Source organism: Kribbella sp. NPDC023855 (assembly GCF_040639475.1).
GTDB lineage: Bacteria > Actinomycetota > Actinomycetes > Propionibacteriales > Kribbellaceae > Kribbella.
In genome coordinates this window covers 528,420-541,261 of record NZ_JBFAAA010000001.1, presented here as the reverse complement: position 1 = coordinate 541,261, position 12,842 = coordinate 528,420, and the positions used below count along the sequence as shown (strand labels likewise).

The following is a 12,842-nucleotide window of genomic DNA, read 5'->3' as shown; positions in this document are numbered from 1 at the left end:
ACCTCGATGATCCCAGGCGCGCCGCAAAACGATGCGCACGGACCCCTGGCCGGCAGCTAGGGTGAGCACGATTTCCGATGCTGAAGCCCTACGTACACCTCATGCGCCGCCCCGGCGCCCGTGCCTTCTTCGTCGCCGGGATCGTCGGGCGTATGCCGATCTCGATGATCGGGCTCGGCATCGTCATCCTGATCGCCCGGGAGAGCGGCTCCTACGGGCTGGCCGGCGCGGTCTCCGGCGTCGCGGTGGTCGCGGGAGCGCTCACCGGGCCGATCCAGGGCCGGCTCGTCGATCGGTTCGGCCAGCGTGTGCTGCTGCTCGTCGGCACGGTGCTCTGCACGATCGGGCTGGCCGGCCTGCTGGTCGCGGTCCGGGCCGACGCGCCGTCCTGGGTGCTGTACCTGGTCTCGTTCGTTGCCGGTGGCACCCGTCCGCAGGTCGGCTCCTTCGTCCGCGCGCGCTGGACCCATCTGCTCGGCCGGGGCCGGGCGCTGCAGACCGCCTTCGCGCTCGAGGCCGTCGGCGACGAGGTGGTCTTCATCGTCGGCCCGGTCCTGGTCACAGCCCTCGCCACCCAGGTCAACCCGTACGCCGCCCTGGCGTCGGCCGGCGTCCTCGGTCTGGCCGGCGGCATCTGGCTGGCGGCGCTACGGGCCTCCGACCCGCCTGGCCGGGGCAAGTCCGACGGCACGGAGAAGGCGCCCCTTCCCTGGCTCTCGTTGCTCCTGCTCAGCATCATCGGGCTGGGTCTGGGAGCCACGCTGGGAAGCGCTGAGGTGGTCACTGTCGCGTTCACCGCCGAGGTGGGCCAGCCGGGCATGTCGGGCGTCGTACTGGCTGTGTGGGCGCTTGGGTCGCTGCTGGCGGGGCTCTGGTACGGGTCCGTGCACTGGCGGGCGCCGGTCGAGCGGCGGTTGCTGCTCGGGACCATCGCGCTGGCCATCACGCTGGCTCCGCTGCCATGGGTCGGGAACATCCTCGTGCTGGGTGCGGTCCTGTTCGGAGCGGGGCTCACGATCGCGCCGACGATGGTCGCGGTCACCGCCTGCGTCGAGGAATGGGTTCCGCCGCAGCGCCTGACCGAAGCGATCACCTGGACCGTCACCGGCCTGCTACTCGGTGTTGCCCCAGGCAACGCCGCGGCCGGGCACGCGGTCGACCTCTGGGGCGCGTCGACGGCGTACTGGGTGCCGGTCACCATCGGCATCGCCTGCGCGCTGGTCGCCAGCGTCTCGGTGACCTTCGCGCGGCCGCGCACCCGCTTCGCCCACAATTGAGGCTTGAGTCTCCCCCGATGGGAGACGCGAGGGTGGTGGCATGAACGAGCTCTACTCGATCGGTGAACTGGCCCGGCGTACCGGCTTGTCGGTCAAGGCCATCCGGTTCTACTCCGATCGCGGGCTCGTACCGCCGACCGACCGCAGCCCCGCCGGCTACCGCCGCTACAGCCTCGCTGACGTCGCTCGCCTGGATCTGGTCCGCTCACTGCGTGAGCTCGGACTCGATCTGGACACCATCCGCAAGGTTCTGGACCAGGAGTCAGCGCTCTCCGACGTCGCCGCGGCGCACGCCGAGGCACTGACCGTCCAGATCCGGACCCTGCGGTTGCGACGCGCGATCCTCACCGCGGTGGCCGAGCGCGGCTCGACTCCCGAGGAGCTGAACCTCATGCACCGCCTGGCCCGACTCTCCGAAACCGAACGGCAGCACCTGCTCGACGACTTCCTCGACAGCGTCCTCGGACCCGACCCGCTGTTCGGCGGTCTCCGGAGAACGCTGACTGCCGAACTCCCGGACCACCCGTCACCCGAACAGCTCTCAGCCTGGATCGAGTTGGCCGAGCTCACCCAGCAGCCCGGTTTCCGCGACGCCGTACGGCAGCTGGTGGCCGACTACAAGTCCGCCGATCTCCAGCCCGACCTCGTGGCCAGGATCCGCTCGCAGGTCCGGCCCGCTCTGACTGCAGGCATCGCGCCCGACTCGCCTGCCGCTCGGCCGATCGTCGAGGCGGTTCTGTCGGAGTACAAGGCGACCGTGGGCTCGGGCTCGGGCTCGGGCGCGGGCTCGGGTGAAGGTGAGCGTCTGATCGAGTTGCTCCGGACAGCGAACGACCCGCGCTGGGCGCGCTACCTGGAACTGCTTGCCATCGTCAACGAATGGGCACCGCCCGAGCCGCTCACTCCGACGTACGAGTGGACCATCGAAGCCCTAGGTCATGCGGGGTAGTGGGGCGTTCCAGCCGCGGCGAATCGCGAACAGCCGGATGACGAAGCAGACGATCGCGGCCGCGAGGGTGGTCCAGGCCGCGTTGTAACCCAGGGCGTCGACGACCACCACGATGCCGGCGCCCAGGAAGGCAGGAGTCGCGTAGATCTCGCTGCGCAGTACGACGGGGACGCGGTTGGAGAGCAGGTCGCGGATGACTCCGCCGCCGATCCCGGTGATCGTGCCGACCAGGGCTGCCGACAGCGGGGGCAGGTCGTACTCCAGAGCCTTGCGGGCGCCGGTGACGCAGAACAACGCGAGCCCGGCCGCGTCGAAGATGTTCACCAGCCGCTCGACCCGACCGATCCCGGGATGCAGGAAGAACGTGATCAGCCCGGCGGTGACCGGCACCACCAGGTATCGCCAGTCGACCAATGCGGCCGGCGGTGTCGCCCCGATCAGCACGTCGCGGATGAACCCACCACCCAGGCCGGTCACCAGCGCGAGCACCTGGATGCCGAACACATCCAGCTTCTTCCGCACCCCGACCAAGGCTCCCGTGATCCCGAACACGAAGATCCCGACGAGATCAAGCACCTGCAGAGCCCATCCGTTCACCAGCGAACCGTAGCGCGTGGAATCGGCAGAACCAGCAGCGCTCACCGGCTGGGACGCCTACGCTTCCGCCATGAGCGGACCGCCCGTCGTCGACTACACCGCCACCTCGGCGAGGCCGCCCTGGAGCGCGCTCCCCGAGGCCCTCCGTACTGCGTTGGCCGTTGCCCTGGGCACCGAGATTGCCGAGGCCGGCCCTTCGGTCGGCTCCGGCTTCACCGGCGGTTTCGCGGCTCCAGTCACCTTGGCCGACGGTCGCGAGGTGTTCGTGAAGGCCGCCCATGAGTCCCAGCACCCCTACACGGCGTACCAGCGCGAGGCCGAGCTGGTCCCGCGCCTGCCCAGCACGATCCACGTCCCCCGCATCATCGCCACCGCCCACGCCACCGAACTCGCCGACTCGCGCACCCACGGACGGTGGTTCGCGGTTGCGGCTGAGCGGGTGGAGGGACGGATGCCCGGCCTCCCCTGGACCGCCGAGGACTTCGCGACCGTCACCGCCACCTGCGAGTCGATGGCCGCCGCCCTCACCCCCAGCCCGTACGCCGATCTCGAACCGTTCACCGCCCAGATCGAGTCGCGCGACTTCCCGCGCCGGCGGCCGGCCGAGATCCTGGCCGGCGACGAACCGCTCCCTGACGGGTTCCAGCGCTGGCTGCCCGCTCGCCTGCAGGAGCTCCAGGACCTGGTCGATCTCTATCCGACGGCGCTGTCCGGAGACTCTGCGGTCCACTGCGACATCCGTCCCGACAACCTCCTGATCGACCAGGACAACACCTGCTGGACGCTCGACTGGAACTGGCTCTGTCTCGGCCCGGTCTGGTTCGACTGGGTCGGCCTCCTTCCGTTGGCCCACCGCGACGGCATCGACACGTTCGCCGCGCTCGAGGCGAGCCCGCTGACGTCCGCAGTACCGGCGGAGGATCTCGACTGTTACGCGGCCACCATCGCCGTCTACATGCTCAACAAACTCGACGCGCCGCCACCACCCGGCTGCACCCCGGAGATCCGCCGGCACCAGCGTCTCTACGCCTGGGCCTTCCTCGACTGGCTCGCCGTACGGCGCGAGTGGGCCTGACGCTCTAGCTTGGGAGTATGAGCAAAGGGCCGACCACCAGGTACAAGGTCGAGGTGCAGGACGGTGCGCGGACGTCCCGGCGTGAGGACATGGTGGTCACCGAGGAACCGCTCGAACTCCGGCTCGAGTGGCCCGGCCGTCCGCCTGAGCCGCTGGTCGTCACGATGCGGACGCCCGGATCGGACTTCGAGCTCGCGGCCGGCTTCTGCCTCGGCGAGGGGTTCGCAGTACGGCCTGGCGCGATCTCCACGGTCGCCTACTGCACGGACGTGAAGCTGACCAGCGAGCAGCAGTTCAACACCGTGACGGTCACCTTCGACGGGCCGCCCGACCGCGAACCACCCCAGCGGTACGGCGTCACCTCCGCCGCCTGTGGTGTGTGCGGCCAGCAGAGCCTGGACGAGCTCGCCGAACGCGACTACGCCCCGGTCGACCCGGTGGAGGTCCCGCTGGACGTCGTACTGCGGCTGCCCGAACTCCTCCGCGAGGCGCAACCCACCTTCGGCCGGACCGGCGGGCTCCACGCGGCCGGGCTCTTCACCGCCGACGGCCGCCAGGTCGTCGTACGGGAAGACGTCGGCCGTCACAACGCTGTCGACAAGGCGGTCGGCTGGACCGTCCTCAACCAGCAGAGCCGCAACGGTCTGGTGCTGGTCGTGAGCGGGCGGATGGGCTACGAGATCATCCAGAAGGCGGTCGCCGCGGGTATCGGGATGATCGTCGCGGTCGGCGCTCCGTCGAGCCTGGCGGTCGACCTGGCCAGGCGGTTCGACGTCACCCTGGTCGGCTTCACCCGCGGCGAGCGCTGCGTGATCTACAGCGCGCCCGATCGCGTCCTGCGCTGACCCAAGCTGACCCAAGCTGACCCGCGCTGACCCGAGGCGCTGACCCATCCGGCGGCCGGGCCGCTCCGAACACCATCCGACCACAGTCACCGACGACCCCGAGGATGCCACCGTGAGCGAGGAAACGGCCCTACCGTGGCCGCGGGTGGTCGATCCGGCCGCCGGCAGCCCGGCCGACCTGATGGCGCGGGTGGCCCGCGGTGACGCGGATGCGTTCGCCCAGCTGTACGACCTGATGGCGCCGCGCGTCTACGGCGTGATCCGGCGGGTCCTGCGCAACCCGGCCCAGTCCGAGGAAGTCACTCAGGAGGTGATGGTCGAGATCTGGCGCACCGCCACCCGGTACGACGCCGAACGCGGCTCGCTCACCTCCTGGGTGCTGACGATGGCTCATCGCCGGGCGATCGACCGGGTCCGCTCCGAGCAGTCGTCCACCGACCGCGAGCAGGCGATCGCGGCGGCCAGCGCCACCACGGAGTACGACGAAGTGGCCGAGGCGGTCACCACGAATCTCGAGGTCGAGCAGGTCCGGCACTGTCTGTCCTCGCTGACCGAGCTGCAGCGGGAGTCGGTGACGCTGGCCTACTACGGCGGATACTCGTACCGGGAAGTGGCCGAACTGCTGGACGCCAAGCTGGCGACGATCAAAGCACGCATGCGCGACGGCCTGATCCGGCTGCGCGACTGCCTGGGAGTGACGGGGAGGTGAGGGCCATGACGACACCGGAAGTGCACGCGCTCACCGGACCCTACGTACTGAACGCTTTGCCCGAGGACGAGCGAGTTGGTTTCGAGGCGCACCTCGCCGACTGCCCGTCCTGCAGCGCGGAGGTCGCCGAACTGCGCGAAGCCGCCAACAAACTCGGTACGGCGGTCGCCACCGAACCGCCACCGGCGTTGAAGGCGCGCGTGCTCGCCGAGATCGCCACTACCCGGCAGCTCCACCCGCTGGTCAAACCCGAAGCACCGGCCCCCGAGCCGGCGGCCCAGGTACGCCGGAAGTTCAACCGCCGCTCCTTCTTCAGCCTCGCCGCGGCCGGCCTCGCCGTCGCCGGGGCCGGCGGCATCGCGATCGACCAGTACCGCGACAACCGCCGCACCCAGCAGGAGAACGAGCAACTCGCCGCCCTCCTGGCCGAGTCGGACGCCCAGACGGTCCGCGGCAACCTCAAGAGCGGCGGCCAGGCGACCGTCGTGATGTCCCCGGCCAAGGACCGCGCCATCGTCCTGCTCCACAACCTCCCCAAGCTCCCAGAGGACAAGACCTACCAACTCTGGCTGATGGACAAGTCCCGCGACATGCACTCGATAGGCCTGGCCACCACCGACCAGCCCAAACTCATCCAAGGCGGCATCGTCGGCAAGATCGCCCTCGGGGTCACCGTGGAGAACAGGCCAGGAGCCACCGAACCCACCCTCAGCACCGCCACCGTCATTCCGATGGCCTGATCACCGACGCTCGGGGGAATCGGCCAGCAGAGTGTCGATTTCCTCCCGGGTGGCGTCTGGAAGAGGGCCGTAGGAGATGGCGGCGGCGTGTTCGGCCGCTTGGTCAGGGGTGCGGGCTCCGGGGAGCGGGACGATGCGCTCGTCGAGGGCCCACAGGTAGGCGAGGGCGCCTTGGGTCAGCGAGCGGCCGTCGGTGGTGAGGAGTTCGCGGACGGCTTCCAGACGCTTGAGCCAGTCGGCCATCGCCTCGTCGTCGAAGTACGTCCACCACGGGGTGTCCCGGCGTACGTCGTCCTCGCCCGGGCGGTTCGCCAGGTTGTACTTGCCGGTCAGCAGGCCCATCGCGAGCGGAGTCCGCGCCAGTACGGCGAAGTCCTGCTCGTGCGCGGCCTTCAGCACCTCCGGGTTGTGCCCGAAGACGTTGAGCTGCGACTGCACGCTGACCGCCGTCGACTTCCCGAAGGCCGCGATCATCTCCGGCGAGTCGTCGCTGGTGCCGAAGTCCTTGATCTTGCCCTCGGCAACGAGTTCCTCGAGCGTCGCCACGATGTCCTCGACCGGGGCGTGGCCGCGGTCGTGCAACTGGTACAGATCGATCGCCTCGACGCCGAGCCGCCGCAGGCTCGCTTCACACGCGGCCCGGATCGCCCCCGGCGACGTGTCCTTCCCGCCACCCGTCCGAGTCGCCTCGTCGAAGCGGTTGCCGAACTTCGTCGCCACGACCACCTCGCTCCGTAGGTCGGCCGGCAGCTGAGCCAGGGCCCTGCCCACCACCCGCTCGCTGTGCCCGGCGCCGTACACGTCCGCCGTGTCCAGCAACCGGATGCCGGCGTCGACCGCAGTGTGGATCATCCGGATGCTGACCTCGTCGTCCACCTCGCCCCAGCCCGCGGGCCGACCGTCGAACTGCCACGGTCCCCCGATCGCCCAGCACCCGATCCCCAACGCGCCGGTACGACGTCCGCCGCGTCCGAGCCGTCGTTGCGTCACCTCTGTCATCGTCTTCTCCTTGTCCTCCGCAGGGCATGCGGAGCCACGGCAGCACGCGGACGCGTGTGCCTGATCGTCAATCAGTCAGTTGGTCGGTTCAGTCGCGAGGCGGCGGATCGAGACCGTCCTCGGCGGCCTGGTAGGCCGCGATCTTCCAGTCGATCACCTCGAGGTCGGCTTCCAGCTGCCGCAGATCCGCGATCACCTTCGCCCGGTGCTCGCGCAGCAACGCGAGCCGCCCGGCCCGATCCCGGTCCCCTTCGCGCACGTGCTTGGTGAACCGCCGGACCTGCTCGATCGGCATCCCGGTCCGCCGCAGCCTGATCAGCACGTCCAGCAACCCGATGCTGAGCTCGTCGAACCGCCGCCGCCCACCACCGTCCCGCGGCAACTCCCCGAGCAGCCCTTCGCGGTCGTAGTACCGCAACGTGTCGATGGACAACCCGGTCAACCGAGCCGCCTCACCAATCGTCACGCCACCATCCGGCACCTGGATCGAGGTCATGCCCCTACCCAACTACCTGGACCCCACTCCAGGTCAAGCCGATCAGGACTCGAGTTTGAGGAAGGTGGCTCGGGGGACGTATTCGTAGCGGTCGGGCATGCAGGTGAGGATGATGACCTGGCCGTGGTCGCCGGCGCGGCCGAGGAGGGCGCCCATGTCGCGGAGGCGGGCCTTGTCGGACCAGCCGAGGGCGTCGTCGAAGATGACCGGGACGCTGCCTTCGCCGGTGCTGACCAAGTGGCTGATCGCCAGCCGGGTGATGATCGCGAGTTGCTCCTGGGCGCCGGTCGAGAGGGCGTCGACGCGGAGCCGGGCACCGTCGAGTTCGCGTTCGGCGACGGCCAGGTCGTCGTCCAGCCAGACCCGGAACGACGGGCCGTAGACGCTGCGGCCGAGCGCCTCGATCCTGCTCTGCAACGGCTCCGAGTACTTCGTCTGCGCCTCCGCGCGATGCCGGCCAAGGGTCTCGTAGACCCGGCGAGCCGCGTCCGCGCGACGCTTCAGGCTCTCGTGCTCGGAACGGATCGCGGCCAGCTCCAGCTCGGCCGCGTCGCGCCGAGTCGCCAGCCCGTCCCGGCCGGACTGCTCCAACCGTCCCTCGGTCGTCCGCAGCGAGTCGCGCAGTACGTCGCGCTCGCCCTGCAGCCGGGTCGCGACCGCCAGCGCATCGGCCAACTCCCCCGCGACCTGATCGGCTCCGGCAGCGTCGACCTGCTCCTGTACTGCGGTCAGCTCCTCCAGCACCGCCTCAACCTCAGCCGTCGCCTCAACCTCAGCGGCGTCAACCTGGTCGTCGGCCAGCACCGACCGCGCGGCTTCCAACGCCTCGACCGCAGCGGCCAACCGCTCCCCGGCCAACTCGGAACGCGCCCGCGCCTGCTGCGCCTCCGACCGATCCTCGTCAGCCGCCTTCCGCGCCTGAGCCGCCGCGAACTCCGCGTCCGCCAGCAACCGCTCCGCCTCGGCCAGCCCGGTCCGCGCGTTCTCCAGCCGTCGCTGCGCGACCGCGAGCTCACCGACATCCATCGGCTCGGGGATCTCGAGCTCCGCGAAGTCGAAAGCGTTCTCGTCGGGTTCGAACTGCTCGAACAGCGACATCTGCCCCGGGACGTCCTCGACCGCGGCCTGCTTGGCCGGCGGCTCCTCGGCCGGCTCGCCCTCGACAAACCCGAGCCGCGAGGTCAGTACGGCGATCCGCTCCGCCGGGTCACCGCCGGACGTCAACGACCGCTCGGTACGCCGGGCCTCCTGCAACTCCGCCGAAGCCAGATCGGCCTTGCGCAGCAACTCCCGCGCGGCCGGCAGATCCTTGACCCGAGCCTTCTTCAGCAGCTCCTTCTCGCGCCGGACCGCCTCGTCCACGGCTGCCCGTAACGTCGCCGCCTCACCACCGGCACGAACCTTGACCTCGACCAGCCCCGGTACGCCGACCACCAGCTCGCCCGACACCAGCAACTCCGCCGAGCCGTCCTCATCCAGCGACGACGGCACCTTGCGCCCGGACCCGGCATCCAACCCGGTCCCCGACAACTCGACAGCCTCGCCACCAAGCCGCCGTACCGACACCTCCGGTACGCCGGCCGCCAGCGCGGCGCGAGCCTCGACGACCTTCGCGCGAGTGTCTTCCAGCGCGCTGACGAGCTCGTCGTCGACCAGAATCGCGTCGAGCACCGCCCCCGCTGCCGCGATCCGGCCGCGCACCTCGACCAGCTCGGCCTGCTGACCGAGCAACCGATCGAGCTCGGCGCGATCCATCAGCGACGAGACCAGCCGCTCCACATCCTGGACTTCGGCCCGCCGCTCGTCCCGGAGCTCGAAGACCTCCGCGAGCGCGGCCTCGGCCGCGTGCACGGTCTCCGCCGCCTTCCGCGCGACCTGGTCGGCTTCCTTCCACCGCTCGGCCAGGTCGCCGTCGGCCTTGGTAAACCGCTCGACCTCGGCCAGCAGACGCTCGCGCTCGAGCCTGGTGCGGGTGTGGTTCTCCAGCCGGGCGCGGGCAGTCTCGGCGCGGCTCCGGATCGAGTCGCGGCGGAGCAGGATCTCGTCGGTCGCCTTCTTCCGTTCGCGCAACTCCTCGACGGTCAGCAGGTGCTGGTCCAGCCGGGCGGACAGATCGGCCAAGTCGAGGGCGAGCCGCTCGGCGCGGCGGATGTCGGCGACCACCTCGTCCATCGCCTTGAGCGCCTGCTCGGCGGCGAGCTCGGCGTCCGCGACGTGCTTCGCCGACTTGGCGAAGTCGCCGGTCGGGCGGCCACCGCGGGTCCAGTAGCGCAGGTACTCGTGCTCCACGGCGCTGACCAACGGCATCGAGGCGCCGTCGACCGGCGTACCGGATTCCGCGGTCACCGCGGTGATCAGTGGCTCGGCGTCGGCCGGGGTCGGCAGGACCAGCGACTGGCCCTGGCCGACCATCAACGTCTGCCACAACACCGGATCGACATTCTCGGCGAACAGCCGCTCGGCCTCGTTGTGCGCCTCGCGCCCGGTCCAGGTCTGCCGCCGGCCGGCCGGATCGACGACCGACAACTCGGTGGAGCGGTTCTTCAGCCAGCGCTTGGTGTAGGTCAGCTCGCACCCGCCCAGCGTCAGCTCGACGGTCACCTCGGGCGCGACGTCCTGGCCGACCGGCTGGATGTCGCGGATCCGGGTCGACTTGGAGTCGTCGGGGAAGTCGAAGACCAGCGCGAACGCCTCGACCAGGCTCGACTTGCCGACCTCGTTGTCGCCGACGATGACTGTGGTACCGATTGCAGGGAGATCGACCGTACGGTCCTTGACGCCACGGAAGTTCCGCAGCGTCAGGCTGTGAAGCCTCATCCCGCGTCCCGGGCCAGTCTGTGCATCAACGTGAGCGCCGCACCGGCACCCTCGTCGCCACCGGCCAGCGCCTGCCGCAACTCCTCCATCGCGGCCCGCGCGGGACCGCTCAACTGCAACGCGTCCAGGTCCGCCGCGTCGGGAGCCGGCCGGACCGTCCAGAACTTCGCCCACCGCTCGACACTGGCGAACACCTCGCCCTGCGCGTCGACCATCGCGTCCAGCCGGCTCAGCAGCGGCAACGGCAGCGACCCGTCGGCGGCGAGCCGGACGTAGGTCCGCTCCTTCTCCGGCAGCTCGGCGAAGAAGTCCTCCAGCGCGGTCAGTGACTCCTCGTCGTACAGCTCGGCGTGGTGCTCGACCATGTGCCAGGCGCCGACCCGGATCGGCTCGACCTCGATCGTCGCGGGCAACTTGGCCTTGGCCGGCCCCAGCGTCACCTTCAGCACGTTGCCCGGGTGCGTCTCCTCGGGCGCGGTGACCTCTTGCGTCCCGGAGAACCAGATCCGCTCGGTCACCTCGGTGGTCGAGTGCCGATCCCCCAGACCGACATAGTGCAGCCGCCCATCGGCAACGGCTGCTTCGAGAGCTGCCTGATCAATGGTCGGTACGTCGGACATCCCGCCGCTGAGGCTGGTCAGCTGCCCGTGCGCGAGCAAGATTCGCGTCGTGCCGGCGGGCGCGGGTTTCAGCTCGGCGTACCCGGGAGCGGCCGGGTCCGAGACCGGGCGGCGTGAGCGCCAGGGCGCGCCGACGATCTCGACGCCCGGCACGATCTCGAACGGCCTGCTGTCGGTCACGACGATCACGTGATCCGGCGCGTGGCCGGACCACTGCGCCGACGACCAGAGCGAGCCGGGCTCGAGCGCGTCGTGGTTCCCCGGCAGCAGCACCACCGGTACCTCGATCCGCTTCAGCGCCTCGCAGGCCCGCAGAATGGTCTGCCGCTCGACCTGGTTGTGCTCGAACACGTCCCCGGTGACGACCACGAAGGCCGCGCCGGAGTCCTTGGCGACGTCCCCGATCCGCATGACGGCGTCCAGCCGCGCCTGAGCCCACCGAGCCTGACCGTCCGGCCCCAGGAACCGGCGCATCATGCCCAGCTGCCAGTCCGAGCTGTGCAGAAAGGTGATCGAGTCGTTCATCGCGTTGAGAACGCTAACCCGCCCCACTCGGCTGCGCCCAATCAACACACCCACAACCCCCCGACTGCCCGCCATCCGAACACCGAAATCGGGTTGAAGCCGCTCCGGCGGGCCGCGAGGATCACTGCATGGACACCTATCTCGAGACGGAGCGGCTGGTGCTGCGGCGGTTCACGGCCGGGGATGCCGAACTGCTGGTGGCGCTCGACTCCGATCCCGAGGTGATGCGGTACATCACCGGTGAGCCGACGCCGCGGGACGAGATCGAGCAGAAAGTGCTGCCCGAGATCCTCGCGCAGTACGCGACACACCCCGATCTCGGCACCTTCGCCGCGCACGAGAAGTCGAGCGGGAAGTTCCTCGGCTGGTTCGGGCTGAAGCCGACCGGTGAGGCGGGCACCGTCGACGTCGGGTACCGGCTGAACCGGTCGGCCTGGGGTCAGGGTTATGCGACCGAGGGCACCCGCGCGCTGATCGACAAGGCGTTCGGCGAGCTCGGGATGGCGCGGGTGATCGCCGACACGATGGCGGTCAACACGAAGTCCCGGCGGGTGATGGTCAAGTCGGGGCTACGGTTCGTCCGGGTCTTCCACGAGCACTTCGACGACCCGCTGCCCGGCACGGAGTACGGCGAGGTCGAGTACGCGCTCGACCGCGGTACCTGGGCGGCCGCCGCCCTGAGATGATGCCGGGGTGCCTGACGACCAACGCCCGTACGCCGTACTGGACATCGACGCGACGCTGTCCGACACCAGCAAGCGGATCAAGTTCCTGAATCGCAAGCCGAAGGACTGGGACTCGTTCTTCGCACACGCCAAGGACGATGCCGTGCTGGAGGATGGTCTCGCGGTGGCGACGACGCTGGCCGCGGACCACGAGATCGTCTACCTGACCGGCCGGCCCGAGCGGCTGCGGCGGGACACGGTGAAGTGGTTCGAGGACAACGGCTTCCCCGAGGGCAAGCTGCTGATGCGCGGCAACAACGACCGGCGCCCGTCAGTGGTGATGAAGCTGGCCCGGCTCAGGACGCTCGCGCAGCAGCGGCGGGTCGCAGTACTGGTCGATGACGACTTGAAGGTCTGCGCTGCGGCCGAGAAAGCCGGTTATGCGGTGATGAGGGCCGACTGGGGACTCGATGCCGAGACCCAGCCGGCCCTCTTCGAAGCTCAGGAGAAGGAAGGCCGCACCTGAGC

General features: G+C 69.9%; 13 protein-coding genes. 8 read left to right on the top strand and 5 right to left on the bottom strand.

Translation table 11 applies throughout. The features are described 5' to 3' along the window. Positions 1 to 77: 77 nt before the first annotated feature. Positions 78 to 1,277, top strand: a complete 1,200-nt coding sequence (locus AB0F51_RS02450) for an MFS transporter (RefSeq protein WP_360272841.1) — start codon at positions 78 to 80, stop codon at positions 1,275 to 1,277. Between the two features lie 40 nt (positions 1,278 to 1,317). Next, positions 1,318 to 2,226 (top strand): MerR family transcriptional regulator, encoded by a 909-nt coding sequence (locus tag AB0F51_RS02445; RefSeq protein WP_360272838.1) that lies wholly within the window; start codon positions 1,318 to 1,320, stop codon positions 2,224 to 2,226. Here AB0F51_RS02445 and AB0F51_RS02440 read toward each other — a convergent pair. Beyond that, positions 2,209 to 2,826: a trimeric intracellular cation channel family protein gene (locus AB0F51_RS02440; RefSeq protein ID WP_360274549.1), complete on the bottom strand. Its 618-nt coding sequence runs from the start codon at positions 2,824 to 2,826 to the stop codon at positions 2,209 to 2,211. The two genes, AB0F51_RS02445 and AB0F51_RS02440, sit on opposite strands and share 18 nt — an antisense overlap. Before the next feature lie 67 nt (positions 2,827 to 2,893). Here AB0F51_RS02440 and AB0F51_RS02435 point away from each other — a divergent pair, with 67 nt between their 5' ends. The 4 genes from AB0F51_RS02435 (at position 2,894) to AB0F51_RS02420 (ending at position 6,192) form a co-directional block, all read left to right on the top strand. Further along, positions 2,894 to 3,898: a phosphotransferase gene (locus AB0F51_RS02435; RefSeq protein WP_360272835.1), complete on the top strand. Its 1,005-nt coding sequence runs from the start codon at positions 2,894 to 2,896 to the stop codon at positions 3,896 to 3,898. Between the two features lie 17 nt (positions 3,899 to 3,915). Then, entirely contained in the window at positions 3,916 to 4,743 is an 828-nt protein-coding gene (gene fdhD, locus AB0F51_RS02430; protein WP_360272832.1) for a formate dehydrogenase accessory sulfurtransferase FdhD, read from the top strand. A 112-nt stretch (positions 4,744 to 4,855) separates the two neighbouring features. Further along, entirely contained in the window at positions 4,856 to 5,452 is a 597-nt protein-coding gene (locus tag AB0F51_RS02425) for a sigma-70 family RNA polymerase sigma factor (protein ID WP_360272829.1), read from the top strand. A 5-nt stretch (positions 5,453 to 5,457) separates the two neighbouring features. After that, a complete protein-coding gene (locus AB0F51_RS02420) occupies positions 5,458 to 6,192 on the top strand; it encodes an anti-sigma factor (protein WP_360272826.1) in 735 nt (244 codons plus the stop codon). Here AB0F51_RS02420 and AB0F51_RS02415 read toward each other — a convergent pair whose 3' ends face one another. From AB0F51_RS02415 to AB0F51_RS02400, 4 genes are all read right to left on the bottom strand, one after another. After that, positions 6,193 to 7,191, bottom strand: a complete 999-nt coding sequence (locus AB0F51_RS02415; RefSeq protein WP_360272823.1) for an aldo/keto reductase — start codon at positions 7,189 to 7,191, stop codon at positions 6,193 to 6,195. It lies immediately after the preceding gene. An 88-nt stretch (positions 7,192 to 7,279) separates the two neighbouring features. Further along, a complete protein-coding gene (locus AB0F51_RS02410) occupies positions 7,280 to 7,687 on the bottom strand; it encodes a MerR family transcriptional regulator (protein WP_360272820.1) in 408 nt (135 codons plus the stop codon). A 42-nt stretch (positions 7,688 to 7,729) separates the two neighbouring features. After that, positions 7,730 to 10,504 carry an AAA family ATPase gene (locus AB0F51_RS02405; RefSeq protein WP_360272817.1) on the bottom strand — a complete coding sequence of 925 codons (2,775 nt, stop codon included), beginning with the start codon at positions 10,502 to 10,504 and terminating at the stop codon, positions 7,730 to 7,732. Beyond that, complete coding sequence (locus tag AB0F51_RS02400; protein WP_360272815.1) at positions 10,501 to 11,649, bottom strand: DNA repair exonuclease; 1,149 nt, start codon at positions 11,647 to 11,649, stop codon at positions 10,501 to 10,503. Before AB0F51_RS02400 ends, AB0F51_RS02405 begins: the two co-directional genes overlap by 4 nt. A 128-nt stretch (positions 11,650 to 11,777) precedes the next feature. Between AB0F51_RS02400 and AB0F51_RS02395 the strand changes: the two genes are divergently transcribed. Next, positions 11,778 to 12,335: a GNAT family N-acetyltransferase gene (locus tag AB0F51_RS02395; RefSeq protein ID WP_360272813.1), complete on the top strand. Its 558-nt coding sequence runs from the start codon at positions 11,778 to 11,780 to the stop codon at positions 12,333 to 12,335. A gap of 7 nt (positions 12,336 to 12,342) precedes the next feature. Continuing rightward, positions 12,343 to 12,840, top strand: coding sequence for an HAD family acid phosphatase (locus AB0F51_RS02390; protein ID WP_360272810.1), 498 nt, complete (start codon positions 12,343 to 12,345; stop codon positions 12,838 to 12,840). Positions 12,841 to 12,842 lie beyond the last annotated feature (2 nt).